At 50.8% G+C, this 25,805-nt stretch carries 43 protein-coding genes (1 of these 43 cut by a window edge); 41 read left to right on the forward strand and 2 right to left on the reverse strand.

Annotated features, from left to right (window positions below; all coding sequences use genetic code 11):
* The first annotated feature begins 39 nt into the window (after positions 1-39).
* Both tuf and RGB73_RS01415 read left to right on the forward strand, forming a co-directional pair.
* Entirely contained in the window at positions 40-1,230 is a 1,191-nt protein-coding gene (tuf, locus tag RGB73_RS01410; RefSeq protein WP_310768110.1) for an elongation factor Tu, read from the forward strand.
* Positions 1,231-1,391: 161 nt separating this feature from the next.
* Positions 1,392-2,327 (forward strand): DMT family transporter, encoded by a 936-nt coding sequence (locus RGB73_RS01415; RefSeq protein ID WP_310768112.1) that lies wholly within the window; start codon positions 1,392-1,394, stop codon positions 2,325-2,327.
* A gap of 12 nt (positions 2,328-2,339) precedes the next feature.
* On the opposite strand, the gene RGB73_RS01420 is transcribed toward RGB73_RS01415, so the two are convergent.
* Complete coding sequence (locus tag RGB73_RS01420) at positions 2,340-2,738, reverse strand: globin domain-containing protein (protein WP_310768114.1); 399 nt, start codon at positions 2,736-2,738, stop codon at positions 2,340-2,342.
* A gap of 355 nt (positions 2,739-3,093) precedes the next feature.
* Between RGB73_RS01420 and rpsJ the strand changes: the two genes are divergently transcribed.
* The 38 genes from rpsJ to RGB73_RS01610 all read left to right on the forward strand — a co-directional run bounded on the left by rpsJ (position 3,094) and on the right by RGB73_RS01610 (position 24,630).
* Entirely contained in the window at positions 3,094-3,402 is a 309-nt protein-coding gene (rpsJ, locus tag RGB73_RS01425; RefSeq protein WP_005828858.1) for a 30S ribosomal protein S10, read from the forward strand.
* Between the two features lie 151 nt (positions 3,403-3,553).
* A complete protein-coding gene (gene rplC, locus RGB73_RS01430; protein WP_310768117.1) occupies positions 3,554-4,183 on the forward strand; it encodes a 50S ribosomal protein L3 in 630 nt (209 codons plus the stop codon).
* Positions 4,184-4,203: 20 nt separating this feature from the next.
* A complete protein-coding gene (gene rplD / locus RGB73_RS01435; protein ID WP_310768120.1) occupies positions 4,204-4,827 on the forward strand; it encodes a 50S ribosomal protein L4 in 624 nt (207 codons plus the stop codon).
* A complete protein-coding gene (gene rplW / locus RGB73_RS01440) occupies positions 4,827-5,117 on the forward strand; it encodes a 50S ribosomal protein L23 (protein WP_310768122.1) in 291 nt (96 codons plus the stop codon). Before rplD ends, rplW begins: the two co-directional genes overlap by 1 nt.
* 32 nt (positions 5,118-5,149) lie before the next feature.
* On the forward strand, positions 5,150-5,980 hold the full coding sequence (gene rplB, locus RGB73_RS01445) for a 50S ribosomal protein L2 (protein ID WP_310768123.1): 831 nt from the start codon (positions 5,150-5,152) through the stop codon (positions 5,978-5,980).
* Positions 5,981-6,029: 49 nt separating this feature from the next.
* Positions 6,030-6,311, forward strand: a complete 282-nt coding sequence (gene rpsS / locus RGB73_RS01450; protein ID WP_092276993.1) for a 30S ribosomal protein S19 — start codon at positions 6,030-6,032, stop codon at positions 6,309-6,311.
* A 29-nt stretch (positions 6,312-6,340) separates the two neighbouring features.
* Positions 6,341-6,673 carry a 50S ribosomal protein L22 gene (gene rplV, locus RGB73_RS01455; RefSeq protein WP_310768126.1) on the forward strand — a complete coding sequence of 111 codons (333 nt, stop codon included), beginning with the start codon at positions 6,341-6,343 and terminating at the stop codon, positions 6,671-6,673.
* Positions 6,674-6,686: 13 nt separating this feature from the next.
* Positions 6,687-7,349: a 30S ribosomal protein S3 gene (gene rpsC, locus RGB73_RS01460; RefSeq protein ID WP_310768128.1), complete on the forward strand. Its 663-nt coding sequence runs from the start codon at positions 6,687-6,689 to the stop codon at positions 7,347-7,349.
* A 2-nt stretch (positions 7,350-7,351) separates the two neighbouring features.
* On the forward strand, positions 7,352-7,786 hold the full coding sequence (gene rplP, locus RGB73_RS01465) for a 50S ribosomal protein L16 (protein WP_007787078.1): 435 nt from the start codon (positions 7,352-7,354) through the stop codon (positions 7,784-7,786).
* Entirely contained in the window at positions 7,776-7,973 is a 198-nt protein-coding gene (gene rpmC, locus RGB73_RS01470) for a 50S ribosomal protein L29 (RefSeq protein WP_092276999.1), read from the forward strand. The genes rplP and rpmC overlap by 11 nt, the downstream gene beginning before the upstream one ends.
* Before the next feature lie 22 nt (positions 7,974-7,995).
* Entirely contained in the window at positions 7,996-8,262 is a 267-nt protein-coding gene (gene rpsQ, locus RGB73_RS01475) for a 30S ribosomal protein S17 (RefSeq protein ID WP_310768132.1), read from the forward strand.
* A 41-nt stretch (positions 8,263-8,303) separates the two neighbouring features.
* Complete coding sequence (rplN, locus tag RGB73_RS01480) at positions 8,304-8,672, forward strand: 50S ribosomal protein L14 (protein ID WP_310768134.1); 369 nt, start codon at positions 8,304-8,306, stop codon at positions 8,670-8,672.
* A 49-nt stretch (positions 8,673-8,721) separates the two neighbouring features.
* On the forward strand, positions 8,722-9,036 hold the full coding sequence (rplX, locus tag RGB73_RS01485; RefSeq protein ID WP_310768136.1) for a 50S ribosomal protein L24: 315 nt from the start codon (positions 8,722-8,724) through the stop codon (positions 9,034-9,036).
* A gap of 27 nt (positions 9,037-9,063) precedes the next feature.
* Positions 9,064-9,606: a 50S ribosomal protein L5 gene (gene rplE / locus RGB73_RS01490; protein WP_310768138.1), complete on the forward strand. Its 543-nt coding sequence runs from the start codon at positions 9,064-9,066 to the stop codon at positions 9,604-9,606.
* A 24-nt stretch (positions 9,607-9,630) separates the two neighbouring features.
* Positions 9,631-9,816 (forward strand): type Z 30S ribosomal protein S14, encoded by a 186-nt coding sequence (locus RGB73_RS01495; RefSeq protein ID WP_005828830.1) that lies wholly within the window; start codon positions 9,631-9,633, stop codon positions 9,814-9,816.
* Positions 9,817-9,843: 27 nt separating this feature from the next.
* Entirely contained in the window at positions 9,844-10,242 is a 399-nt protein-coding gene (gene rpsH, locus RGB73_RS01500; RefSeq protein WP_310768141.1) for a 30S ribosomal protein S8, read from the forward strand.
* Positions 10,243-10,280: 38 nt separating this feature from the next.
* Positions 10,281-10,817: a 50S ribosomal protein L6 gene (rplF, locus tag RGB73_RS01505; protein WP_310768143.1), complete on the forward strand. Its 537-nt coding sequence runs from the start codon at positions 10,281-10,283 to the stop codon at positions 10,815-10,817.
* 33 nt (positions 10,818-10,850) lie between these two features.
* Entirely contained in the window at positions 10,851-11,213 is a 363-nt protein-coding gene (gene rplR / locus RGB73_RS01510; RefSeq protein ID WP_310768145.1) for a 50S ribosomal protein L18, read from the forward strand.
* A gap of 18 nt (positions 11,214-11,231) precedes the next feature.
* On the forward strand, positions 11,232-11,729 hold the full coding sequence (gene rpsE / locus RGB73_RS01515; protein WP_055746222.1) for a 30S ribosomal protein S5: 498 nt from the start codon (positions 11,232-11,234) through the stop codon (positions 11,727-11,729).
* Between the two features lie 16 nt (positions 11,730-11,745).
* Entirely contained in the window at positions 11,746-11,925 is a 180-nt protein-coding gene (gene rpmD, locus RGB73_RS01520; RefSeq protein WP_310768149.1) for a 50S ribosomal protein L30, read from the forward strand.
* A gap of 32 nt (positions 11,926-11,957) precedes the next feature.
* Positions 11,958-12,398 (forward strand): 50S ribosomal protein L15, encoded by a 441-nt coding sequence (gene rplO / locus RGB73_RS01525; RefSeq protein WP_310768151.1) that lies wholly within the window; start codon positions 11,958-11,960, stop codon positions 12,396-12,398.
* Positions 12,398-13,693 (forward strand): preprotein translocase subunit SecY, encoded by a 1,296-nt coding sequence (gene secY / locus RGB73_RS01530; protein WP_310768153.1) that lies wholly within the window; start codon positions 12,398-12,400, stop codon positions 13,691-13,693. The genes rplO and secY overlap by 1 nt, the downstream gene beginning before the upstream one ends.
* A gap of 61 nt (positions 13,694-13,754) precedes the next feature.
* Positions 13,755-14,399: an adenylate kinase gene (locus RGB73_RS01535; RefSeq protein WP_310768155.1), complete on the forward strand. Its 645-nt coding sequence runs from the start codon at positions 13,755-13,757 to the stop codon at positions 14,397-14,399.
* 7 nt (positions 14,400-14,406) lie between these two features.
* The gene (gene map / locus RGB73_RS01540) at positions 14,407-15,153 is read left to right on the forward strand and encodes a type I methionyl aminopeptidase (protein WP_310768157.1); all 747 of its coding nucleotides are present in this window, start codon (positions 14,407-14,409) and stop codon (positions 15,151-15,153) included.
* Between the two features lie 114 nt (positions 15,154-15,267).
* Positions 15,268-15,486: a translation initiation factor IF-1 gene (gene infA, locus RGB73_RS01545; RefSeq protein WP_023558720.1), complete on the forward strand. Its 219-nt coding sequence runs from the start codon at positions 15,268-15,270 to the stop codon at positions 15,484-15,486.
* Positions 15,487-15,520: 34 nt separating this feature from the next.
* A complete protein-coding gene (rpmJ, locus tag RGB73_RS01550; RefSeq protein ID WP_003333770.1) occupies positions 15,521-15,634 on the forward strand; it encodes a 50S ribosomal protein L36 in 114 nt (37 codons plus the stop codon).
* Between the two features lie 21 nt (positions 15,635-15,655).
* A complete protein-coding gene (gene rpsM, locus RGB73_RS01555) occupies positions 15,656-16,024 on the forward strand; it encodes a 30S ribosomal protein S13 (RefSeq protein ID WP_092277034.1) in 369 nt (122 codons plus the stop codon).
* 16 nt (positions 16,025-16,040) lie between these two features.
* Positions 16,041-16,442 carry a 30S ribosomal protein S11 gene (gene rpsK, locus RGB73_RS01560; protein WP_310768415.1) on the forward strand — a complete coding sequence of 134 codons (402 nt, stop codon included), beginning with the start codon at positions 16,041-16,043 and terminating at the stop codon, positions 16,440-16,442.
* Positions 16,443-16,598: 156 nt separating this feature from the next.
* Positions 16,599-17,543 carry a DNA-directed RNA polymerase subunit alpha gene (locus RGB73_RS01565; RefSeq protein ID WP_049742248.1) on the forward strand — a complete coding sequence of 315 codons (945 nt, stop codon included), beginning with the start codon at positions 16,599-16,601 and terminating at the stop codon, positions 17,541-17,543.
* A gap of 128 nt (positions 17,544-17,671) precedes the next feature.
* On the forward strand, positions 17,672-18,031 hold the full coding sequence (rplQ, locus tag RGB73_RS01570; protein ID WP_310768418.1) for a 50S ribosomal protein L17: 360 nt from the start codon (positions 17,672-17,674) through the stop codon (positions 18,029-18,031).
* 200 nt (positions 18,032-18,231) lie between these two features.
* Positions 18,232-19,083 (forward strand): energy-coupling factor transporter ATPase, encoded by an 852-nt coding sequence (locus RGB73_RS01575; RefSeq protein WP_310768420.1) that lies wholly within the window; start codon positions 18,232-18,234, stop codon positions 19,081-19,083.
* Positions 19,059-19,931 (forward strand): energy-coupling factor transporter ATPase, encoded by an 873-nt coding sequence (locus RGB73_RS01580; protein WP_310768422.1) that lies wholly within the window; start codon positions 19,059-19,061, stop codon positions 19,929-19,931. The genes RGB73_RS01575 and RGB73_RS01580 overlap by 25 nt, the downstream gene beginning before the upstream one ends.
* A gap of 2 nt (positions 19,932-19,933) precedes the next feature.
* Entirely contained in the window at positions 19,934-20,731 is a 798-nt protein-coding gene (locus RGB73_RS01585) for an energy-coupling factor transporter transmembrane component T family protein (protein WP_310768425.1), read from the forward strand.
* Positions 20,716-21,462 (forward strand): tRNA pseudouridine(38-40) synthase TruA, encoded by a 747-nt coding sequence (truA, locus tag RGB73_RS01590; protein WP_310768427.1) that lies wholly within the window; start codon positions 20,716-20,718, stop codon positions 21,460-21,462. The genes RGB73_RS01585 and truA overlap by 16 nt, the downstream gene beginning before the upstream one ends.
* A gap of 259 nt (positions 21,463-21,721) precedes the next feature.
* Positions 21,722-22,159: a 50S ribosomal protein L13 gene (gene rplM / locus RGB73_RS01595; protein ID WP_310768428.1), complete on the forward strand. Its 438-nt coding sequence runs from the start codon at positions 21,722-21,724 to the stop codon at positions 22,157-22,159.
* Between the two features lie 20 nt (positions 22,160-22,179).
* Positions 22,180-22,572, forward strand: coding sequence for a 30S ribosomal protein S9 (gene rpsI, locus RGB73_RS01600; RefSeq protein WP_005828788.1), 393 nt, complete (start codon positions 22,180-22,182; stop codon positions 22,570-22,572).
* A 127-nt stretch (positions 22,573-22,699) separates the two neighbouring features.
* Complete coding sequence (gene cwlD / locus RGB73_RS01605; RefSeq protein ID WP_310768431.1) at positions 22,700-23,416, forward strand: N-acetylmuramoyl-L-alanine amidase CwlD; 717 nt, start codon at positions 22,700-22,702, stop codon at positions 23,414-23,416.
* Between the two features lie 104 nt (positions 23,417-23,520).
* Positions 23,521-24,630 carry a P-loop NTPase gene (locus RGB73_RS01610; protein WP_310768434.1) on the forward strand — a complete coding sequence of 370 codons (1,110 nt, stop codon included), beginning with the start codon at positions 23,521-23,523 and terminating at the stop codon, positions 24,628-24,630.
* A 139-nt stretch (positions 24,631-24,769) separates the two neighbouring features.
* On the opposite strand, the gene gerD is transcribed toward RGB73_RS01610, so the two are convergent.
* The gene (gene gerD / locus RGB73_RS01615; protein ID WP_310768437.1) at positions 24,770-25,429 is read right to left on the reverse strand and encodes a spore germination lipoprotein GerD; all 660 of its coding nucleotides are present in this window, start codon (positions 25,427-25,429) and stop codon (positions 24,770-24,772) included.
* 125 nt (positions 25,430-25,554) lie between these two features.
* Between gerD and RGB73_RS01620 the strand changes: the two genes are divergently transcribed.
* Positions 25,555-25,805, forward strand: partial view of a KinB-signaling pathway activation protein gene (locus RGB73_RS01620; protein WP_310768440.1) — the 5' portion only. 337 nt of this gene lie beyond the right edge of the window; 251 of the gene's 588 nt are visible here — the first part of the coding sequence; its start codon is at positions 25,555-25,557; the stop codon falls past the right edge of the window.

Raw genomic sequence — 25,805 nt, forward strand, 5'->3', positions numbered from 1 at the left:
CCTATAAAAACCCTTATTAATAAGGAGGCTTTAGCTCTCATGGCAAAAGAAAAATTTGAGCGTAATAAACCACACGTTAACATTGGTACCATCGGTCACGTTGACCACGGTAAAACTACCCTGACTGCTGCCATCACAACTGTATTGGCACAACAAGGTAAAGCAAAAGCAATGAACTATGCTGCAATTGACGCTGCTCCAGAAGAAAAAGAGCGCGGTATCACAATCAACACTGCACACGTTGAGTATGAAACCGAAAACCGTCACTATGCACACGTTGACTGCCCTGGACACGCTGACTACGTGAAAAACATGATTACCGGTGCTGCTCAAATGGACGGCGCTATCCTGGTTGTATCCGCAGCTGACGGCCCAATGCCACAAACTCGCGAACACATCCTGCTGTCCCGCCAAGTAGGCGTTCCTTACATCGTAGTATTCATGAACAAATGCGACATGGTAGACGATGAAGAGTTGCTCGAACTGGTTGAAATGGAAATCCGTGACCTGCTGTCTCAATATGAGTTCCCAGGTGACGATACTCCAGTAATCAAAGGTTCCGCTAAAGAAGCTCTCGACAACCCAACTGGTGAGTGGGCTAAGAAAATTGGCGAACTGATGGACGCTGTTGACAGCTACATCCCAACTCCAGAACGTGCAACTGACAAACCATTCCTGATGCCAGTTGAGGACGTGTTCACAATCACTGGTCGTGGTACAGTTGCTACCGGTCGTGTAGAGCGCGGTATCGTTAAAGTTGGTGACCAAGTAGAAATCGTTGGTCTGGCTGAAGAAACTCGTTCCACTACTGTAACTGGTGTTGAGATGTTCCGCAAATTGCTGGATCAAGCTCAAGCTGGTGACAACATCGGTGCTCTGCTCCGTGGTGTTGAGCGTAAAGACATCGAGCGCGGACAATGCTTGGCGAAACCAGGTTCCGTGAAACCACACACCAAGTTCAAAGCAGAAGTTTACGTTCTGTCCAAAGAAGAAGGTGGACGTCACACTCCTTTCTTCGCTAACTACCGTCCACAATTCTACTTCCGTACTACTGACGTAACAGGTATCATCCAACTGCCAGAAGGCGTTGAAATGGTAATGCCTGGCGACAACACCGAGTTCACCGTTGAACTGATCGCTCCAGTAGCGATGGAACAAGGTACTCGCTTCGCTATCCGCGAAGGTGGCCGTACAGTAGGCGCTGGCGTTGTAGCTTCCATCGAAGGCTAATTACATGCCGATAAACCCGACAACCTCGTGTTGTCGGGTTTTTGTTTTTTGTTCGTGAACCATTATCAGATCTTTGCATGACTCCCATCAAAATGATTCAAACTGGCCCTTTCAAAGAATGTGCTACAATACGAGCAGGATTTGGATGGGGGAAATCATCAATGAAAAGTAATGAACGATGGTTGTATGTGATGTTGGCCGGAGTAGTGATGCTGTGGGGATTAAACGTCGTGATGGTGAAGTATTTGACCACATTCCCGCCATTGTATGTAGCTGCGATCCGCATGACGATCGCCGGAGTGATATTGTTGCCGATCGTTTATCGATACCGAAGCCACTTGCGGCTGGGGAAGGCCAACTGGTTCCTGCTGGCAGGGGTCGGGGCGAGCTCGATTGCGCTGCACCAAATGACGTTGGCGACCGGAGTTCAGTACACCACAGCCGGAAATGCTTCGCTCATTCTTGGGTTGAACCCGCTTGCTACGGCTTTGCTTGCGATGCTGCTGCTCGGGGAAGGAATGTCATGGCGAAAAGCTGCCGGCATTGCAATCGGCTTTGCCGGCGTGTTGATCGTCGTTATCTCACAGCATGGCGGGATCCACATGAATGGCTGGGGAGACGCGATCATGTTTTTCTCCATGCTGATGTACGTCACGGGAGGTTTGCTCATCCGAAAGCTGGCCTTGCGGGGAGTCCCTGTCTTGTTGATTACTGTTTTGTCTCAAATGTTCGGCGTGATGTTTCTTTGGATAGCTGCTCTGGCGGCTCAGCCGGCTTCCTATTATATCAATCTGGAGGTATCGCCATTCCAATGGCTGGTCATTTTGGCTTCCGCTGTACTGTCGACGGCACTTGGTTCCGTAGGATGGAACTATGGCATCCGGCAGCTCGGCGCCAGCCGTACAGCGATGTTTTTAAACGGGATGCCGCTGGCGAGTCTGTTGTTTGCCGCACTGTTTTTGGGTGAGCGGCTTCAGCTGGTGCACGTGTTGGCGCTGCTGATGATCGTGTGTGGTGTTACCCTGGGCTCCCGCGGCCAGAAGAAGGTGGAGCCCGTGCCAACGGTGGTGCCGTCCGATCTTACGACAAAAGCGTAGGGACAGTGATCCCTACGCTTCTTCATTTTGATCCCACTGGTTGACCATATGATGGGCAGTGAGTCGCAGGCGGTCAAAAATGTGCTCGCGAATCTCGCCTTCCAGTCCCGCCTCATCCATCGCCTTTTTCATGCAGGAGAGCCAAGCCTCCGCTTGCACGGGACCAATGGGAAAACGCATATGGCGCGCACGCAGCATCGGATGGCCGTGCAGATCCGAATACAGCGTCGGGCCGCCTAAAAATTGTGTGAGAAACTGATACTGGCGCTCTTTCACATGAGTGAAGTCTTCGGGAAAGAGGCGGGCCAGGTCAGGGTGTGCCTTGACGTGGTCATAAAAAATATCGACAAGGCGGGCCAACGTCTCTGCCCCGCCGATGATCTCATACGGGGTGCGATTGTCGTACGTCACGCGTCCAAACCTCCATTTCGGTAACAAATCCACTCTAAGTATAACGTCTTCCTTCTATTATAGATAGGTTCGGACAGGAGTTGGCAACCAATCCCGCTTGCGTTTCCCGTAGGATCTTTGTAAGATGGTCAAAGTGAGTCTGCCAAGCAGGCTCGCATGTACAAAAAAAGCGAGGCTGCCTAAGAAAAAACTTGCGTTGCCTATTGCTTTTTAGTACAATAGTGAATGTTGGTCATGGACTTGCGATGATGTGGGAGGTTGCTGACACACCCGGCCCCTTTGCCATGACCGGGGTGCAGGATATTTCCACGGAGAAATGTCTGTTTAGAAAATGGGCGAAAAAGGAGGGACTAAAATGGCAAAGCAAAAGATTCGTATTCGTTTGAAGGCGTATGATCACAAAATCCTCGATCAATCCGCAGAGAAAATCGTGGACACTGCGAAGCGTTCCGGTGCTAATGTATCCGGTCCGATTCCACTCCCTACGGAGAAAGCTGTTTACACTATCCTGCGTGCGGTTCACAAGTACAAAGATTCTCGTGAACAATTCGAGATGCGTACACACAAGCGTTTGATCGACATTTTGAATCCAACTCCACAAACGGTAGATGCTTTGATGCGTCTGGATCTGCCATCTGGCGTGGATATTGAAATCAAACTGTAAGTGTAGGTCCCAAAACGCGATACACGCGCAGGCGTTGTCTTGCTAAGCGCGTTATACCAAGCAACAAACCCCTGAAATGGCACCCCTGCGCATCGGTGGGGACTTGATACAACATAACATGTTTTTGAAATAAGCACAGGAGGTGGCACTAATGACCAAAGGAATCTTAGGGAAAAAACTTGGCATGACTCAAGTTTTTGGTCCAAACGGAACAGCGATCGCTGTAACGGTTATCGAGGCTGGTTCTAACGTGGTTCTTCAGAAGAAAGACGTGGAGAACGACGGTTACGAAGCGATCCAAATCGGCTTCGAAGACAAAAAAGAACAGCGCGCTAACAAGCCGGAAAAAGGACATGCAGCGAAAGCTAACACTGCTCCTAAGCGCTTCGTTCGCGAAATTCGCGGAGTAAACCTCGCTGACTACGAGGTTGGTCAAGAGTTGAAAGTAGACATTTTTGCCGAGGGAGAAATCGTTGACGTTGCCGGCGTAACCAAGGGTAAAGGTTTCCAAGGTGCGATCAAACGTCACAACCAATCCCGCGGTCCTATGGCTCACGGTTCGCGTTACCACCGCGGTCCAGGTTCCATGGGTGCGATTGCTCCAAACCGCGTATTTAAAGGTCAAACACTGCCAGGTCAAATGGGTGGCGACAACGTAACCATTCAAAACCTGGAAGTAGTAAAAGTAGATACTGAGCGCAACCTGATCCTCGTAAAAGGCTCCGTGCCTGGTCCGAAAAACAGCTGCGTATTGGTATCGACGGCAGTCAAAAGCAAATAGTTAGGAAAGGAGGAACTGACATGCCGAAAGTAGCTCTTTATAACCAAACTGGTTCTCAAGTTGGCGAAATCGATCTGGCAGACAGCGTATTCGGTATTGAGCCGAACAACGCCGTTCTGTACGATGCGATCGTGATGCAACAAGCATCCCAACGTCAAGGTACACACGATGTAAAGAACCGTTCTGAAGTACGTGGCGGTGGCCGCAAGCCATGGCGCCAAAAAGGTACAGGTCGCGCACGCCAAGGTTCCATTCGTGCTCCACAATGGAAAGGTGGCGGTGTTGTATTCGGTCCGACTCCGCGCAAATACGGTTACAAACTGAATCGTAAAGTTCGCCGTCTGGCTCTGAAATCCGCTCTGTCCACGAAAGTTCAAAACAACGAGCTGCTGGTATTGGACGCTCTGAACTTCACAGCTCCAAAAACCAAAGAAATGTCCGCTGTTCTGAACAACCTGAAAGTAGATCGCAAAGTGCTGATCGTTACCTCCGAGTATGATCAAAACGTAGCGCTCTCTTCCCGCAACATCCCAGGTGCAAAATTCGTAGATGCTGCAGGCATCAACGTTCTGGATCTGGTTGCGCACGACAAGGTAATCGTAACCAAAGAAGCGGTTGCTAAAGTAGAGGAGGTGCTCGCATAATGAAGAGCCTTCACGATGTTATCAAGCGCCCTATCATTACCGAGCGCACCACTGACATGATGGCTGAGAAGAAGTACGTGTTCGAAGTACCTCTCAAAGCCAACAAAACAGAGATCAAACAAGCGATTGAAAAAGTATTCGGCGTAAAAGTGGAAGCAGTTAACACCGTTCGTGTACCTGCGAAACCAAAGCGCTACGGAAAATACTCCGGTTACACATCCGAGTGGAAGAAAGCGATCGTTACGCTGACTGCTGACAGCAAAGAATTGGCCTTCTACGAGGGCGTATAACCTCGACGACTACCGAAAAGGAGGGTATTCAAATGGGTATCAAAAAGTTTAAACCGACTTCTCCTGGTCGTCGCCAAATGACGGTTTCTACTTTCGAGGAGATCACCACGTCGACTCCCGAAAAATCCTTGCTGGCGCCTCTTTCCAAAAAAGCTGGACGCAACAACCAAGGTAGAATTACCGTTCGTCATCAAGGTGGCGGTCACAAACGCAAATACCGTATTATCGACTTCAAGCGCAACAAGGATGGCATCGTAGGTCGCGTAGCTACTATCGAGTACGATCCAAACCGTTCCGCTAACATTGCACTGATCAACTACGTTGACGGTGAAAAACGTTACATCCTCGCTCCTCACAACCTGAAAGTGGGCGATGAGATTGTATCTGGTGCAGATGCCGACATCAAAATCGGTAACGCACTGCCTTTGGAAAAAATTCCAGTAGGTACTACCATCCACAACATCGAGCTGAAACCAGGAAAAGGCGGCCAATTGGTTCGCGCTGCTGGTACTTCCGCTCAACTGCTCGGCCGTGATGGCGAGTTCGTAATCGTACGCCTTTCTTCCGGTGAAACCCGCCGCATTCACAACGTATGCCGCGCTACCGTCGGTCAAGTAGGTAACCTGGATCACGAACTGCTGAACATTGGTAAAGCAGGACGTTCTCGTTGGTTGGGTATTCGTCCAACTGTTCGCGGTAGCGTAATGAACCCGAACGATCACCCACACGGTGGTGGTGAAGGCCGCGCTCCAATCGGACGTAAAGCACCTGTTACTCCTTGGGGTAAACCAACTCTGGGTCTCAAGACTCGCAAGAAGAAAAACAAATCCGATCAGTACATTATCCGCCGTCGCAAGAAGTAAGCTAGGCTGATACTATAACCGAACGCCTTTGGCGAAGGGAGGTTCACTAATGGGACGTAGCTTGAAAAAAGGTCCTTTCGTGGATGACCACTTGATGAAAAAAGTTGACGAGCAAAATGAAAAGAACGAGAAGCGCGTGATCAAAACCTGGTCCCGTCGTTCCACCATCTTCCCTCAGTTCGTAGGACACACTTTCGCAGTGTACGATGGTCGCAAACACGTACCTGTATATGTTTCGGAAGACATGGTTGGTCACAAATTGGGTGAATTCGCACCAACTCGTACCTTCAAGGGTCACGTCGACAACGACAAGAAATCCAAGAAGCGCTAATTTTCTCTTGACAGAGAGGAGGTACAAAGATGGAAGCAAAAGCAGTTGCTCGCAATATTCGCATCGCGTCTCGTAAAGTCCGCCTTGTGGTAGACTTGATCCGAGGCAAGCAAGTCGGTGAAGCGCTGGCGATCTTGAAACACACGCCGAAAGCAGCTTCTCCAGTTGTTGAAAAGCTCCTGAAGTCGGCTATTGCAAACGCTGAGCACAACTATGAGATGGATCCAAACAACCTCGTAGTGGGCAAAATCTTCGTAGACCAAGGTCCTACGTTGAAGCGTTTCCGTCCGCGCGCTATGGGTCGCGCTAGCCGCATCCATAAACGCACGAGCCACATCACCGTGGTACTAAACGAGAAATAAGGAGGGATTACGTGTGGGTCAAAAGGTAAGCCCGGTCGGTCTTCGGATCGGTGTCATTCGTGACTGGGAGTCCAAATGGTACGCTGACAAGGACTTCGCGACACTGTTGCACGAAGACTTGAGAATCCGCAAGTTTGTAAAAGGGCGTCTGAAAGATGCTGCAGTATCCACAATCGAAATCGAACGCGCTGCAAATCGCGTGAACGTAACGATTCACACCGCTAAGCCTGGTATGGTAATCGGTAAAGGTGGTGCAGAGGTTGAAACTTTGCGCAAATCTTTGACTGATCTGACTGGCAAACGCGTTCACATCAACATCAACGAAGTAAAACGTCCGGATCTGGATGCTACTCTGGTAGCTGAAAACATCGCACGCCAATTGGAAAACCGCATTTCCTTCCGCCGTGCGCAAAAGCAATCGATCACTCGTACGCTGCGCGCTGGTGCAAAAGGTATCAAAACCTTGGTTAGCGGTCGCCTTGGCGGTGCTGACATCGCACGTTCTGAAGGTTACAGCGAAGGTACTGTTCCGCTTCACACCCTGCGTGCCGACATCGACTACGGTACTGCTGAAGCACATACCACTTATGGTCGCATCGGTGTAAAAGTGTGGATCTATCGTGGAGAAGTCCTTCCAGCGAGAAAGAACGTCGCTACTGAGGAAGGAGGCAAGTAATCATGTTGACGCCAAAACGCGTGAAACACCGTAAACAACACCGCGGGAAAATGGCTGGTAATGCAAAAGGCGGTACTACTGTTGCGTTCGGTGAATACGGATTGCAAGCATTGGAACCATCTTGGGTAACGAACCGTCAGATCGAGGCAGCTCGTATTGCGATGACTCGTTACATCAAACGTGGTGGTAAAGTCTGGATTAAAATTTTCCCTGACAAACCAATTACACAAAAACCGCTCGAAGTACGGATGGGTTCCGGTAAAGGTTCTCCTGAGAAATGGGTAGCGGTAGTGAAACCAGGCAAGATCATGTTTGAACTTGCTGGGGTTCCTGAAGAAGTCGCTCGCGAAGCTATGCGTCTGGCTATGCACAAACTGCCAATCAAGTGCAAGTTCGTGAAGCGTGAAGAAGTGGGTGGTGACGCACATGAAGGCTAATGAGTACCGTAATTTGACCACTGCCGAGATCGAACAAAACGTTGCTTCTTTGAAAGAAGAATTGTTCAACCTTCGTTTCCAGTTGGCTACGGGTCAACTCGAAACCACATCTCGCATCAAACAAGTGCGTAAGGATATTGCTCGTGCGAAAACCATCCTGCGCCAGAGAGAATTGGGAATCGGCTAATTATAGGAAGGAGGTTTGAACGATGACCGCAGATCGTAATATGCGTCGAACTGTAGTAGGTCGCGTTGTTTCCGACAAGATGGATAAAACCATCGTGGTTCTTGTTGAAACTTACAAGACACACCCTCTGTATGGCAAACGCGTGAAATACTCCAAGAAGTTCAAGGCTCACGACGAGAACAATACGGCAAAAGTGGGCGACATCGTAGAATTGATGGAAACTCGTCCGCTGTCCAAAGACAAACGTTTCCGTTTGGTACGTATCGTCGAAGAGGCAGTAATCGTATAAGTCAGATTTTCGGATATTAATTCCGAAAGGAGGAACAGTAAATGATCCAAACTCAGACGAGATTGGCGGTTGCTGACAACTCCGGTGCAAAGGAACTCATGTGCATCAAGGTTCTGGGTGGTTCCGGTCGCAAAACGGCGAACATCGGGGATGTAATCGTGTGCTCCGTTAAATCCGCTACACCCGGCGGCGTTGTCAAGAAAGGTCAAGTAGTTAAAGCGGTTGTAGTTCGCACAGTAAGCGGCGTGCGTCGTCAGGATGGCTCTTACATCCGTTTCGACGAGAATGCAGCTGTGGTCATCAAAGAAGATAAGTCCCCTCGTGGTACCCGTATCTTCGGACCTGTGGCTCGTGAGCTCCGCGAGAAAGATTTCATGAAGATCATCTCTCTGGCTCCAGAGGTTATCTAATTGAACGGAAAAACTCAGGCAGTTTGTTCGATAGGAGGTGCACCAAGCGATGCACGTTAAAAAAGGCGACACTGTTCTCGTAATTGCGGGTAAAGATAAAGGCAAAAAAGGTCGCGTTCTCGCTGCTTATCCGAAGAAAGAACGCGTTCTGGTTGAAGGTATCAACCTCGTTAAGAAACACAGCCGTCCGTCCCAAGCAAACCCGCAAGGTGGCATTGTGACACAAGAAGCGGCGATCCACGTTTCCAACGTATCTTTGATCGATCCGAAGTCCGGTAAAGCTACTCGCATCGGTTACAAAGTATTGGAAAACGGCAAGAAAGTTCGGTACGCGAAAAAGTCTGGCGAAGTACTCGACAAGTAGTCAGGTCGGAAAGGAGGATGTCCTTAGATGGCAACAAGATTGAAAGAAAAGTATACCAACGAAATCGTGCCTTCCTTGATGAGCAAGTTCAGCTACACTTCCATCATGCAAGTGCCGAAAGTTGAAAAGATCATCATCAACATGGGTGTTGGCGAAGCGGTAGGCAACGCTAAATCCTTGGACTCTGCAGTTGAAGACCTGCAAACCATTGCTGGTCAAAAACCTGTAGTGACTCGCGCTAAGAAATCCATCGCTGGTTTCAAACTGCGTGAAGGTATGCCGATCGGTGCGAAGGTTACCCTGCGCGGCGAGCGTATGTACCACTTCCTCGACAAGTTGATGAACGTATCTCTTCCGCGTGTTCGTGACTTCCGTGGAATCTCTTCCAAGGCTTTCGACGGCCGCGGTAACTACACACTCGGTCTGAAGGAACAACTGATCTTCCCTGAGATCGAGTACGATAAAATTGACAAAGTACGCGGTATGGACATCGTAATTGTCACTTCCGCGAAAACGGACGAGGAAGCACGTGAATTGCTGACTCAAATGGGTATGCCATTCCGTAAATAAACCCACTCGTAAGGAGGGAAGAATGTGGCAAAGAAATCTATGATCATCAAGCAACAGCGTCAGCCGAAGTTTGCAGTACGCGCGTACACTCGTTGCGAGCGTTGCGGACGTCCTCACTCCGTATTGCGCAAATTCAAACTCTGCCGTATTTGCTTCCGTGAACTTGCTTATAAAGGTCAAATTCCAGGCGTGAAAAAAGCAAGCTGGTAATTTGAAACGGGAAGGAGGTTTTCTCTCATGGTTATGACTGATCCAATCGCAGATATGTTGACACGTATTCGTAACGCCAACATGGTTCGCCACGAGAAAGTGGAAATTCCGGCGTCCACCATTAAGAAGGAAATCGCGCGCATTCTGAAAGAAGAAGGCTTCATCCGCGATGCGGAGTTTGTTGAGGACAACAAACAAGGAATCATCCGCGTATTCCTGAAGTACGGTGCTGATAACGAGCGCGTAATCACAGGTCTGAAACGTATCTCCAAACCAGGTCTTCGCGTGTACGCTAAGAACAACGAAGTACCTAAGGTTCTGGGTGGCCTCGGTTGCGCAATCATCTCCACATCCGCTGGTGTAATGACGGACAAGCAAGCTCGTCAAGCAGCAGTTGGTGGAGAAGTACTTGCATACGTTTGGTAATCAAACAGAATAGATGAAAAGCACAGGAGGTGCACCACATGTCTCGTGTCGGTAAAAAACCGATCGTGGTACCTGCAGGCGTTACCCTCACTCTGAACGGAACTGAGCTGACGGTAAAGGGCCCTAAGGGTCAACTCGTTCGTAACTTCCATGAAGATATCAAAATCAACATCTCTGAGAACGAAGTAGTAGTAGAGCGTCCAAGCGACAACAAGCTGCATCGTTCCCTTCACGGTACGACTCGTGCGCTGGTTGCCAACATGGTAAAAGGCGTATCGGAAGGCTTCACCCGCACTCTGGAGCTGGTCGGTGTAGGTTACCGCGCAGCGAAATCCGGATCCGGTGTAACACTGTCCCTCGGTTTCTCCCACCCAGTAGAGGTAACTCCTGAAGCGGGTATCGAGATCGAAGTGCCAAACCAAACCACTCTGGTGGTTAAAGGGATCAACAAAGAGCGCGTTGGTCAAGTAGCCGCTGAAATTCGCTCGCTGCGCAAACCTGAGCCATACAAAGGCAAAGGGATCAAGTACAGCGATGAAGTGGTTCGTCGTAAAGAAGGTAAAAAGGGTAAATAAGCTCGTTAGCTTCATGAGAAAGGAGGCCGCTTAATGTTTACGAAAGCTGATAAAAACAAAGCTCGGAAAAAACGTCACCTGCGTATCCGCAGACGCGTGATCGGTAACGCCGTTCGTCCACGCCTGAACGTATTCCGTTCTTCCAAGCACATCTACGCTCAACTGATTGATGATGCGACCGGTGTAACTCTGGTATCTGCATCTTCTCTGGATAAAGAGCTGGGCCTGAAAAACGGCGCCAACGTGGAAGCTGCAGCAGCAGTTGGTACACTGATCGCTAAGCGTGCACAAGAAAAAGGTGCAACTGAAGTGATCTTTGACCGCGGCGGTTACATCTATCATGGACGTATTAAAGCACTGGCAGAAGCAGCTCGTGAAGCTGGTCTGCAATTCTAACAACAAGGAGGGTAAGGAATGCGTATCGACCCTAGCAAATTAGAGCTCGAAGAAAAAGTAGTCGCTGTTAACCGTGTAGCGAAGACGGTTAAAGGTGGACGTCGCATGAGCTTCAGCGCCCTGGTTGTTGTGGGTGACCGTAACGGCCATGTAGGTGCTGGTATGGGTAAAGCTCAAGAAGTTCCAGACGCCATTCGCAAAGCGATTGACGATGCTAAGAAAAAATTGATCCGTGTACCAATGAGAGGAACGACTGTTCCACACGAAGTTCTGTGCCAATTTGGTGCCGGTAAAGTTCTCATCAAGCCTGCTTCCGCGGGTACTGGTGTAATCGCGGGTGGACCTATCCGTGCCGTACTCGAACTGGCTGGTGTGGGCGACGTACTGAGCAAATCTCTCGGTTCGAACAATCCTATCAACATGGTCAACGCTACGCTGGAAGGCCTGGGCCGTCTGAAAACAGCGGAAGATGTCGCGAAGCTGCGCGGTAAGACTGTTGACGAGTTGTTGGGTTAATAAGGAGGGAATGAACATGGCAAAATTGCAAATCACCCTCAAACGCAGCCTGATCGGACGTACTGCTGATCAGCAAGACACTGTAAAAGCACTGGGTCTTCGCAAAATCAACTCCACTGTGGTGAAAGAAGATAACGCCGCAATCCGTGGAATGGTTTTTAAAGTGAAGCACTTGGTTGAAGTGAAAGAAGTATAATTGAACATCTCAAGAGTTAGGAGGTGCAACGTATGAAATTGCATGAACTGCAACCTGCAGAAGGATCCCGTCACACACGTAAGCGCATCGGTCGCGGTATCGGTAGCGGTACTGGCAAAACTGCCGGTAAAGGTCACAAAGGTCAAAACGCTCGTTCCGGTGGCGGCGTACGCCCTGGTTTCGAGGGTGGTCAAAACCCATTGTACCGTCGTCTGCCTAAGCGCGGTTTCAATAACATCAGCCGTAAGGAATACGCGATTGTTAGCCTGGACGCGCTGAACCGTTTTGAAGAGGGTACTGTCGTAACACCTGAGCTTCTGAAAGAAACAGGTGTTGTAAGTGCGCTGCGCGATGGTGTTAAGGTTCTTGCTAACGGCGAACTGACAGTGAAGCTGACTGTAAAAGCTCACAAGTTCTCCGGAGCTGCTGCTGAGAAGATCGCACAAGTCGGTGGAACAACCGAGGTGATCTAATGTTAGCGTCCTTAACTAACATTTTTAAAATTAGCGACCTGCGTCGCAAAATCCTATTTACGCTCATGATGCTGGTCGTATTCCGGATCGGAAGCTTCGTGCCGGTACCTAACGTAAACGTCGAGTTGTTTCAGCAGAATTCCAACCACTTGCTCGGCATGTTGGACACCTTCTCCGGAGGGGCGCTGAAAAACTTCTCGATCTTTGCCATGGGTATCATGCCGTACATTACGGCATCGATCATCATGCAGCTGTTGTCGATGGACGTGATTCCAAAGCTGACGCAATGGGCACGTGAAGGTGAGATTGGTCGACGCAAGATCGCTACGGTTACCCGCTACAGCACCATTGTCCTCGGGCTGATCCAATCGGTCGGGATGACAATCGGATTTAACAATATGGCGCCTGGCTTGCTCAAGGATACGTCCGTTGGCAGCTACGCACTCATTGCGTTAACGCTGACTGCAGGTACCGCGTTCTTGATGTGGATGGGTGAACAGATTACTGAGAAGGGAATCGGGAACGGGATTTCGATCTTGATCGTATCCGGGATTATCGCGAACATCCATAACGGAATCGCGACGATTTACTCGACTCAGTTTGCTGATCCATCCCAAAACATTTTCTTCAGCATTGTAAAAGTTGTGATTATCTTGGTAGTGATCCTCGCTATTATTGTCGGGGTTATCTTTATGCAGCAAGGTGTTCGCAAGATTCCAGTGCAGTATGCCAAGCGCGTGGTTGGACGCAAAATGTACGGTGGTCAATCCACCCACATTCCGCTGAAAATCAACTCTGCGGGTGTTATTCCTGTGATCTTTGCCATCTCGCTGGTGATTTTCCCGTCAACAATCGCACAGTTCTGGGTGGATCCATCCGGAACAGGGATTGCCAACTGGATTTATCAGAACTTCCAAGTGAGCTCCGGTTTGGGTATGACGCTATACGCGATTCTGATTATCGGGTTTACTTATTTCTATACCTTTGTACAGATCAACCCTGTGCAAATGGCAGAGAACATGAGGAAAAATGGCGGTTACATTCCTGGTATTCGGCCCGGTAAAAACACTGAGGTGTACATTACTCGTACGTTGAACCGTTTGACGTTGGCGGGGGCTCTCTTCCTGATGCTGATTTCCATCTTGCCGTTCTTCTTCAGCAAGCTGGCAAATCTGCCGCAGTCGATTTATATCGGTGGTACTTCGCTCTTGATCGTAATCGGGGTCTCCCTGGATACGATGAAGCAGATCGAAAGCCAGATGATCAAACGCCACTATCAAGGGTTCATCAAGTAATACCTGGGTTTTTACAGAAAAGCCTCTGTAAGCTTTTCTTTATGGGACGGAGGGAATGGACGTGAATATAATTCTGATGGGGCTGCCTGGAGCCGGCAAAGGCACACAGGCAGAACGAATCGTTGAAGAGTTTGACATCCCGCACATTTCGACTGGTGATATGTTCCGAGCAGCGGTCAAGAACGAAACGCCGCTCGGACTTGAGGCCAAATCCTACATGGATAAAGGCCTGCTCGTTCCTGATGAGGTCGTCATCGGGATCGTGCGGGAACGTCTGTCGATGGACGACTGCGAAAAAGGTTTCCTTTTGGATGGCTTCCCTCGTACCGTTCCACAGGCAGAAGCGTTGACAGCTACCGTAAAGGAGCTGGGACGTGAGATCGATCACGTCATCAACATCAACGTTCGTCGGGAACTGCTGATTGAACGTCTGACTGGTCGCTGGATCTGCCCAGTATGCGGGGCTAGCTATCATACGATGTTCAACCCTCCAAAAGAGGCGGGCGTGTGTGACAAAGATGGCGGCAAGTTGTATCAGCGTGACGATGACAAGCCGGAAGTGGTTGCACAACGTCTGGATGTCAACATCGCTCAAACACAACCGCTCATCGATTATTACTCCGCTCAGGGGCTCCTGCGAGATATCAATGGGGAACAAGATATCCAGGTCGTGTTTGCGGAAATTAAGTCGTTGCTAAGAGGGTAATTGCCGAATGATTATCCTGAAGTCGAAAGCAGAGCTTGAGGTTATGCGCGAAGCTGGTCGTATCGTCGCACTCACCCATCAAGAACTGGCCAAGGCGATCAAGCCTGGTGTCACGACGAAGCAATTGGACGAAATTGCCGAGACGTTTATCCGTAGCATGGGAGCAATTCCATCGTTTAAAGGCTACGGTGGCTTTCCAGGAAGTATCTGTGCTTCAGTCAATGAAGAACTCGTACACGGGATCCCAGGAAAACGTACGTTGCAAGAAGGAGACATCATCAGTTTGGACATTGGTGCCCAGTTTCAGGGCTTCCATGGAGACTCCGCTTGGACGTATCCGGTTGGCACGATTTCCACAGAAAATCAGAATCTCTTGCGAGTGACAGAAGAGTCGCTGTACAAGGGGCTTGAAAAAGCCGTACCGGGTGCACGGTTGTCTGATATCTCTCATGCGATTCAGGTTCATGCAGAAGCTGCCGGCTTCACTCTCGTTCGCGAGTATGTGGGGCATGGGATTGGGCAAAACTTGCACGAAGATCCGCAGGTTCCGAACTACGGGCCTCCCGATCGAGGTCCACGGTTGAAACCGGGCATGGTGTTGGCAATTGAGCCAATGGTAAATGCCGGCGAACGTTATGTCCGCACATTGGAGGACAATTGGACGGTAGTAACAGTGGATCGGAAAACATGTGCTCATTTTGAACACACCATCGCGATTACGGAAGATGGCTATGAGATTTTTACACGGGCGTAAACGGGAATTCCTTGGATTGGGATTGTCGTCCAACGTGTCGACGATAAGTTCGTTGTGTGATCATTTCGCAAAACTCATGGTCTGACTGAAGAGCAGAAGAAAGGAGAGTTTACCATGGCAAAAGATGATGTAATTGAGGTGGAAGGTACGGTAATCGAGCCTTTGCCGAATGCTATGTTTCGGGTAGAATTGGAGAATGGACACAAGATCCTTGCTCACGTCTCCGGAAAAATCCGCATGCACTTTATCCGTATCCTGCCTGGGGATAAAGTAACTGTTGAACTGTCGCCGTACGACTTGACCCGCGGTCGTATTACGTACCGCTATAAATAGTAAGCAAAACCCCTAGAAAAGGGAGGCAAGAACCATGAAAGTGAGACCTTCGGTTAAACCGATCTGCGAGAAATGCAAGGTTATCCGTCGTAAAGGTAACGTAATGGTTATTTGTGAAAATCCTAAGCATAAGCAAAAACAAGGGTAAACAAGGAGGTGCTTTTTACACATGGCACGTATTGCAGGCGTTGACTTGCCGCGTGAAAAACGCGTTGAAGTCGCTCTTACCTACATCTTTGGTATTGGCCGCCCCACGTCTCAAAAAATTCTGTCCGCCACTGGCGTAGATGTGAACACTCGCGTTCGTGATCTGACAGAAGACGAAGTTGCAAAACTTCGTGAGTACATCGACAAAACCGTGAAGGTGGAAGGCGATCTCCGCCGTGAGATTTCCTTGAACATCAAGCGCCTGATGGAAATCGGCTGCTTCCGCGGTATCCGTCACCGTCGTGGACTCCCTGTTCGCGGTCAACGTACTAAAACAAATGCTCGTACGCGCAAAGGCCCACGCCGTACAGTAGCAAACAAGAAGAAGTAAAGGAGGGTAATCTGACATGGCGAAAAGAAAACAGGCTACAGCTACTCGTACCCGTCGTCGCGATCGCAAAAATGTGGAAGTCGGCGTAGCACACATCCGCTCCACGTTTAACAACACGATCGTAACCATCACCGATCCACACGGAAATGCGATCTCTTGGTCCAGTGCTGGTGCCCTCGGCTTCAAGGGCTCCCGCAAAAGCACTCCGTTTGCTGCGCAAATGGCTGCTGAAGCGGCTGCTCGTGTGGCAATGGAGCACGGCATGCGCTCTTGCGAAGTGTCCGTAAAAGGACCGGGCGCTGGTCGTGAAGCTGCGATCCGTTCCCTGCAAGCCGCTGGTCTTGAAGTGAACATGATCAAAGACGTGACGCCAATTCCGCACAACGGTTGCCGTCCACCAAAACGTCGCCGCGTGTAACTGGTTTATATTGTTCAGAACATGTCCATACTAGAATGGTAAATTCTGATTTATAGCTTGTCATGCACGCAAACGGTAAACCGCCGGGGAAATTCCTGAGTGGGCACGTATGCGGCCCACCCAAGGATTTCGACGTTTTGAAGGAGGGTTTGTTTAATGATAGAAATAGAAAAACCGAAAATCGAGGTTGTGGAAGTTAGCGACGACAACTCGTATGGTAAGTTTGTGGTAGAACCTCTGGAGCGTGGCTACGGTACTACCCTCGGCAACTCGCTTCGACGGATTCTCCTTTCGTCCTTGCCAGGCGCAGCAGTTCGTACCGTGCAAATCGACGGGGTTCTTCACGAATTCTCTACGGTTGAAGGCGTCGTTGAAGATGTAACCGAGATCATCCTGAACATCAAAGGCTTGGCGCTGAAGATCCATTCCGATGAAGAAAAAGTAATCGAGATCGATGCAGAAGGCGAAGGCGTTGTCAAAGCGGGGGATATCCGTGCTGACAGTGATGTGGAGGTCTTAAACCCTGATCTTCATATTGCAACGTTGGCCAATGGCGGCCGTCTGCACATCCGCATGACAGCTGGACGTGGTCGTGGTTATGTTCAATCTGATGGAAACAAATCGGAAGACCTGCCAATTGGTGTGATTCCGATCGATTCGATCTACACGCCGATCAAGCGCGTCAACTATCAAGTGGAAAACACCCGTGTAGGGCAAATGACCAACTATGACAAGTTGACCCTTGAGGTTTGGGCAAACGGCAGCATTAGTCCGGAAGAAGCCGTGAGTCTCGGCGCCAAAATCATGACGGAGCACCTGAACCTGTTCGTCGGTCTGACCGATGAGGCGAAAGATGCGGAAATCATGGTGGAAAAGGAAGAAGACAAGAAAGAGAAAGTGCTCGAGATGACGATCGAAGAACTGGATCTTTCTGTTCGTTCCTACAACTGCTTGAAGCGTGCCGGCATCAACACCGTGCAAGAGCTCACGCAGAAGACCGAAGAGGACATGATGAAAGTGCGCAACCTGGGACGCAAATCTCTGGAAGAGGTACAAGAAAAGTTGGCTGAGTTGGGACTGTCCCTCCGCAGCGACGACTAGAGACATAAGTCACCCTAGGGCACGCTCTGTTCTCTCGAGTACATCCCCAGACCAGGGGATTACAGATCTGGCATCGCAGCTGCAGAGCGATCTGCGAGCGCGGCCAGCTTGAAAAAGGAGGTAAGAACATGGCATACCGTAAATTGGGTCGTCGTAGCGATGCTCGTAAAGCGCTGTTCCGCGACTTGGTAACTGACCTGATCATCAACGAGCGCATCGAAACTACGGAGATGAAGGCGAAAGAACTGCGCCCAATCGCTGAAAAAATGATTACGCTCGCGAAACGTGGCGATCTGCACGCTCGTCGTCAAGTAGCTGCTTTTGTTCGTAAAGAAGTGGCAAACGCTGAAGGACGCGATGCAGTTCAAAAACTGTTCGATGAACTCGCTCCTCGTTTTAAAGAGCGCAACGGCGGATACACTCGTATCCTGAAAGCCGGCCCTCGCCGCGGCGACGCTGCTCCGATGGCGTACATCGAATTCGTGTAAGAGGTTCATACAAACTGGTCGTTTCACCACGGACCAGGGACTCGTTCTCTGGCCTGGAAAACAACCGCGAAAAGGGTGGGGGCAGATCTGGTCATAGGCTGGACTCTGATTCAACCCTTTTTTCCTTTATGGAGAGAAGTGTAGCTTCACCCTTTCGCTGCTCATATCCCTGTGAAGGCTGGGGAGGATGTGAACGCCTCATGAATGAGGAGAGCTTGCTGGCATTTCGCGATGTATCCTTTTCGTACGACGGTGACGAGGGTCAGCGGGTACCGGTCCTCAAAAGCGTGGACCTGACGTTTGAAAAAGGCTCGTTTGTTTCCGTGCTCGGGCACAATGGATCGGGCAAATCTACGCTGGCAAAGCTGATGAACGCCCTGCTATTGCCGGAGGATGGCGTGGTACTGGTCAGCGGTTTCGATACCAAAGACGGAGAAGTGCTGTGGGAAATCCGCCGCCACGTCGGGATGGTCTTTCAAAACCCGGACAACCAGATTGTCGGAGCCACGGTCGAGGATGATGTGGCGTTTGGCCTGGAAAACATGGGGGTAGACCCGCAGGAGATGCGCAGACGGATTGACGATGCGTTGCAGTCTGTCGGCATGGAGAAGTATTTGCTGGCACAGCCGCATCGCTTGTCCGGAGGGCAGAAGCAGCGGGTAGCCATCGCGGGCATCATGGCGATGAGACCGTCTGTAATCATCTTGGATGAGGCGACAGCCATGCTCGATCCGCAGGGCAGACAGGAAGTCATGCTCCTCGCACGCCGTCTCAATCAAGAAGAGGGCATCACAATCATCAACATTACCCATTTTCCCGAAGAGGCGGTCTACTCCGATCGGGTGACGGTTATGAATGCGGGAGAAGTCCTGATGGAGGGTTCGCCGCAGGAAGTATTCAGTCAGGTGGATCGGCTTTGGGCGGCTGGGCTGGACGTTCCATTCGCAGTGCGGGTGCGTCATGCTTTGGCAGCCAAAGGAATCGATCTACCATTTGTACTGCACCAAGAGGAGCTGGTGGAGCACGTATGCAGATTACTTTTGACCAAGTAAGCCACATCTACGGCAAAGGAACGCCGTTTGAACGGCTTGCGTTGAAAGAGGTTTCCTTGACGATTCCGTCAGGTTCCTTTGTTGGCATTATCGGGCAAACCGGCTCCGGGAAATCGACCTTGATCCAGCATTTGAACGGGCTGCTTTCCCCGTCATCGGGCCGGATCGTTTTGGGAGATGTGGTGATTACCCCTACCCAGCGACTCCCCCATGCCAGACGACGAGATATCGGCCTAGTGTTTCAATACCCCGAGCACCAGCTGTTCGAAGAGACTGTAGCCAAAGACGTCTCCTTTGGCCCGCTCAATTTTGACTTGCCTGCGGAAATGGTCGAATCGCGGACACGAGAGTCGTTGGAGGTCGTCGGACTCGATTACGATACAGTCAAAGACCGCTCCCCCTTTCAGCTGAGCGGCGGGCAAATGAGGCGTGTTGCCATCGCGGGCGTTTTGGCCATGCAGCCGAAAGTGCTGGTGCTGGATGAACCGACGGCTGGACTGGATCCTGCCGGTCGCAAGGCAATCCTGGAAGGGATTCATCGCATTCATCGACAGCAGGGCTTGACCACGCTTTTGGTTACGCACAGCATGGAGGAAGCTGCCCGCTATGCCGATTACTTGCTCGTCATGTCGGCGGGACAAGTTGTACTGCAGGGGACGCCCGGCGAGGTGTTCACGCAGGCAGACCTGTTGAAAAAGCTTTCTCTCGATGTGCCGGAGACGGTCGCGATGGTTTCCCAGATGAATCAATGCTTGCCGGAAGACGAACAGCTGCCCCGATCTCTTTATCGCGAGGAAGCGCTGATCGACCATTTGCTTACGCGGCTTTCCGTGCTGAAGGAGGGCTAGGCATGCTGCAAAATATTGCGATAGGGCAATACGTGCCGGGACAGTCCTTTATCCATCGGACCGATCCGCGGAGCAAGCTGCTCTTTATCATCCTTTTTGCGACATTGGTATTTTTGGCGAACAATACGGTGACCTACGCGGTTCTTGTTGCCTTTACCCTGCTGGTCGGGCTGCTCTCCCGCCTTTCCATCGGCTATATCTTGAAAAGCTTGAAGCCTGTATGGATCCTGATCCTGTTAACCGTGATTCTGCAGATTTTCATGACAAAGGGCGGGACCGTGTACTACCAGTGGGGCAGCTTCACGATCGAAGAAGAGGGTGTGCGGCAAGCCATCTTTATTTCCTTGCGTTTGGGGCTGCTCGTGCTGATCAGCTCTCTATTGACCCTCACGACCTCTCCGATCGATTTGACGGAAGGGCTCGAACGCTTGCTGGGGCCGTTTGGGCGCATTGGCGTACCCGTGCATGAGATTGCGCTTATGATGTCTATCGCGATCCGCTTTATTCCGACGCTCATGGAGGAGACGGACAAGATCATCAAGGCGCAGACAGCCAGAGGCGCCGATTTTAGCAGCGGCAACCTCGTGCGACGTGCGAAAAATTTGGTTCCAATCGCGATCCCGCTGTTTATCAGTGCCTTCCGCCGAGCCGAAGAGCTGGCATTGGCCATGGAGGCTCGAGGCTATCGGGGTGGCGTGGGGAGGACGCGGCTGAACAAGCTGGTCTTCTCCTGGAGAGATGGCTGTGTGGCGGCCGCAGGGGTGCTTCTGATGCTGGTGATAGGATGGTGGCGGTCTTGAGAAGGCTCAAATGCGTCGTAGCCTACGACGGGACTGATTTCAGCGGCTTTCAGGTGCAGCCGGACCAAGTGACGGTGCAGGGAGAGATTGAAGCCGCCTTGCAACGGATCACGGGAGAAGAGATTCAGATCGTCGGTTCAGGCCGGACCGATGCCGGCGTGCATGCGCGCGGGCAGGTGATTCACTTCGATACGGCCAGCAGCATTCCCCTGGAAAAATGGGGACTCGTGCTGAACAATCAGCTGCCGGATGCCATTGTCGTCCGGTCGGTAGAGGAAGCCGAATCGACCTTCCATGCCCGTTTTGACGTCCAGATCAAGGAATACCGCTATTGTATCGACAACAATCCTGTAGCAGACGTCTTTCGCCACCGCTATGCGGATCACGTGCGCTTTCCGCTGGATGTGGAGGCCATGCAAAGGGCTGCCCGCCATTTGGTTGGGGAGCATGACTTTACGTCCTTTTGCTCCGCCAAGACATACGTGGAAGACAAGGTACGCACCGTCTACGATTTGAAGGTGGAGCGTGAGGGAAGAGAAGTATGGGTGACGTGCCGAGGCAACGGCTTTTTGTACAACATGGTGCGGATCATTGTGGGAACATTGGTGGAAGTCGGACAAGGCAAGCGACTGCCTGACGAGCTGGTGGACATTCTGGCTGCACGAGATCGGGAAAGGGCCGGAAAGACAGCGCCGGCCAAAGGTCTGACGATGTGGGAAGTCGTCTATTGATCAGGTGAATTTCCAGTTAATAGACCAGACGGAGGCACTTGACTCTGACCCATCTCATGTAGTACGATAATCCTTGGTATTTTAACCCCGCTAGCCCCACTCTAGCCCCGGGATTGAAAGACAAGATCGTGGTATTCATGGAACACCTGGAAGAGTTGCTCACCCGTTACGAAGCAATGATCTTCCATTTGCAAGTTTCGGTTGTATTCGTTAGAAGTAAATGTGAATGTGTAAGGTAAGATACTTAGGAGGGACAAACATGCGTACCACATATATGGCGAAACCGCTCGAAGTTGAGCGTAAATGGTACATCGTTGACGCAGAAGGCCAAACGCTGGGCCGTCTGGCTAGCGAAGTAGCTTCGATCCTGCGCGGCAAACTGAAACCTGAATTTACTCCTCACGTTGATGCTGGCGATTTCGTAATCGTAATCAACGCTGACAAGGTAAAACTGACAGGTAAAAAACTGCAAGACAAAATCTACTACACTCACTCCCTGTATCCAGGTGGTTTGAAAAAGACCACTGCAGGTGACATGCTGAACAAGAAGCCAGAGCGCATGTTCGAGCTGGCTGTAAAAGGCATGCTGCCTAAGAACAGCCTGGGACGTCAAATGTTCACCAAGCTGAAAGTATACGCTGGAACTGAGCATCCGCACGCAGCACAAAAACCAGAAGCTTGGCAAATTCGCGGTTAAGGTAAAGGGAGGAAATATACGTGGCACAAGTACAATACTACGGTACAGGTCGTCGTAAGCACTCCGTAGCACGCGTTCGCCTGGTTCCAGGTGAAGGTCGCATTGTGATCAACAAGCGTGAAATGGACACTTACTTTGGTTTGGAAACACTGAAATTGATCGTAAAACAACCACTCGTTCTGACTGAGACTCTCGGTCGTTACGATGTGCTTGTCAACGTAAACGGCGGCGGAACCACTGGTCAAGCTGGTGCAATCCGTCACGGCGTTGCTCGCGCTCTGCTGAAAGCAGATCCGGAACTGCGCGGCGCTCTGAAACGCGCTGGCTTCCTGACTCGCGACCCTCGTATGAAAGAGCGTAAAAAATACGGCTTGAAAGCAGCTCGTCGCGCACCTCAATTCTCCAAGCGCTAATTGCTGCATCGGAATACAGCCCCTTGTCTGTTCGCAGGCAGGGGGTTTTTCCTTTGTCCCATGGTCATATTTGTCCAGCTTTGTCCATAAGATGGATAAGAGAATGGGACAAAGGGGACGGTGCACGGTGACAAGAAAAGGGATAGGCTGGATATTGGCTTTCGCTTTATTGGTGCTGTTGTTCACCTACGAGACGCCTGATCGCTCCTCCTGGACTGCGTGGTCGCTTCCGCTGGCGGGGACAGTGATCGCCATTGATGCCGGACATGGCGGGAAGGACGGCGGCGCCACATCGGCTTCGGGTGACGTGGTAGAGAAAGACGTGACGCTGGCGATCAGCATGTATTTACGGGACTTTCTGCAACAGTCAGGCGCTTTTGTCATTATGACGAGGGAAGAGGACAAGGATTTGGCTTCGCCTGAGGCGGATGCCAAGCGCAAACGAAAGTCAGAGGATATACGCAATCGGGTCAAGCTGGTCAACGATAGTGCGCCGGACTTTCTCATCAGCATTCACGTCAACTCGATCCCGTCACAGAAATGGTCGGGGGCCCAAACATTTTACTCGCCGACATTCAAGAAGAGTGAAGAGATGGCATATCTCATCCAGGATGAGATCAAACGTGTCATCGGCAATACCAAGCGGGTGCCGAGCAAGACAAACAGCGTCTTTCTCATTCGCGAGGTAACGGCCCCTGCAGTCTTGGTGGAGGTCGGATTTGTGAGCAATACGGATGAGGCAAAAAGACTGCAGTCTGTCGATTACCAGAAAGCGATGGCCAATGCGATTTACCAGGGAATACTTCGCCAGTACGCCGGTGAAAAGGTACCAGTTACACCTTGAGCAGTCGGGTTTTGTGTCGGTCAGGAGCGAATGTGCTATAATGAACGCGCGAACATAAAAGCTCCAGGGCAATCATGGAAAAGATTATAGATGAGGTGAACAAGATGTTGACCAAAGAACGAGTTCTCGAAGCGCTGCGCGATGTAAAGGATCCCGAAATCAACCGCAGTCTGGTCGAACTGAATATGATTCGTGACATCCGGATCGAGGGAAGCACCGTGAGTCTGACGGTGGTCCTGACGATCACAGGCTGTCCGCTGAAAGCCAAGATTGAAGACGACGTCATCGCCGCCGTACGCGCACTGGGTGCCGAGGAAGTTCACCTGCAGTTCGGTGCCATGACGGACGAAGAGCGTGCGGCTCTCAGCGCTCAGCTCCGCGGAAACGGGGGGCAGACTCATAATATGGCACCCGGACAAGCACCTCTGCTCAACCCGATCCTGGACAAAGGCTCGAAGACCACCTTTATCGCGGTCACATCCGGAAAAGGCGGAGTAGGGAAGTCGACGGTGACCGTCAATCTGGCTGTCTCATTAGCGCGTATGGGTAAAAAGGTCGGGATCATCGATGCCGATATTTACGGCTTTAGCGTGCCGGATATGATGAACATCGAGCAACGTCCAACAGTCATCGGGGAGACGATTTTGCCTGTCGAGAAGATGAACGTGAAGGTTATGTCGATGGGCTTCTTCGTTGAGGACAATTCGCCGATTATTTGGCGCGGACCGATGCTGGGCAAGATGCTGCGCAATTTCTTCTCGGAAGTTCACTGGGGAGAAGATCTGGATTATCTGCTGCTGGACTTGCCTCCGGGAACAGGAGACATGGCGCTGGACGTTCATACGATGATTCCGCAAAGCTTGGAGATCGTCGTAACCACTCCTCATGCGACAGCAGCGTTTGTAGCGGCACGTGCCGGGGCAATGGCCAAGCGCACGGGTCACGAAATTCTCGGCGTCGTGGAGAACATGGCCTGGTATGAAGCCAAAGATGGTTCGAAGGAATACGTGTTTGGCCGTGGCGGCGGGGCCAAGCTTGCCGAGACGCTGGCCAGCGAGCTGTTGGCGCAGATCCCGCTCGGCCAGCCGGAAAATCATCCATCCGAGCCGGATTACACACCATCGATTTATCGCGAAAACTCGCCGATTGGACAAATCTATATGGACATGGCCAAACGCGTGGCTGAAAAATGCGAAGCGGCCATTCGGGAATAGGCAATGGGCAAAAAAGGTGGGCTCTCCAGAAAAGAGCTCACCTTTTTTGTATCCCACAGGCTGATTGCCTGCCACGGGCCGTGGGACGGAATCCGCAGCGCAATCCCTGGCAGTTTCCCAGACCGTATCGGCTGTTTTCTTAATGAGAGCTGCTGCCGCTGCCACCGCCGCCACCGCTCGCTCCTCCGGTTTTGCCTCCGCCCTTTTCCTTTCCTTTTTTCCCTTTCGTTTTCATTTCCTTTGGCTTGGTCATTTCTTCCTGGGCTTTGGTCATGAGCTTCATCATTTCTTCCTGGAACATCGGGCTTTGCAAGGACTCTTTCATGATTTGCATGGTTTGTTGACGGTACGCCGAGCTTTTCATGAGATCCAGCAAATTTTTCTCGAACTCGGGGTCCTTCATAAGGGTGACAAGGTCCTTTTGGTATTCCGGGTCTTTCATGAGATCTTTCATCAGATCCTTTTGTTCCGTTTTCATGGATTTCGCCAACGTGCTGGCGAATTTCGGATCTTTGAAGGCTTCTTTAATATGTGTGCTGTTCGGATTGGTTAAGCTTTGGATTAAGGTAGTCCGGACGGTCGAATCATCCACCATGATTTTTTGTTTAAAGCTTTCATCTTTCATCATTTTTTCCATTGATGACTTTGCTTCGTCCGTCTGCAAAATGTCCAGCACCATGTCTTTTACGCTTTTGTAATCAGGCTGAGACGAGCCTTGCGCTTGTCCGCCGCTTGAGCATGCAGTCACAACCAGACAGACGATCGAAATCAGTCCAATGGTCATTGACTTTTTTCTCATGGGGTGGACACCTCCTTCTTTACTCTGCCTATAAGTAACGTGCGCATTTTGTTTTGTTCTTACGCTAGTATTTTCTTGCAGGCATTGATACAATCATATTCGATGTGGATGGGAGGGAATGTTTGGTGAGTCTGCGTAAGTATGGCTGGCTATTTTTCACCACCCTGCTGCTTGGCGGCTTGGGCGGTGTCTTGGTCGCCTTCATTTTTGACCTGGCAAAATTGCTGGAGGGGAGCGCCGGCAACTTTTTTGTAGGTACGCTGATGTACATGCTGTACGGCATGACCATCAGTATCGTGGCCCAAATGGGTTTTTTTGCGTATATGACCATTAATTATTTCGCAAAAACGATTTTTAAATCTCCTTCTCTGTGGAA

The sequence above is a fragment of the Brevibacillus brevis genome (assembly GCF_031583145.1).
Lineage (GTDB): Bacteria > Bacillota > Bacilli > Brevibacillales > Brevibacillaceae > Brevibacillus > Brevibacillus brevis_E.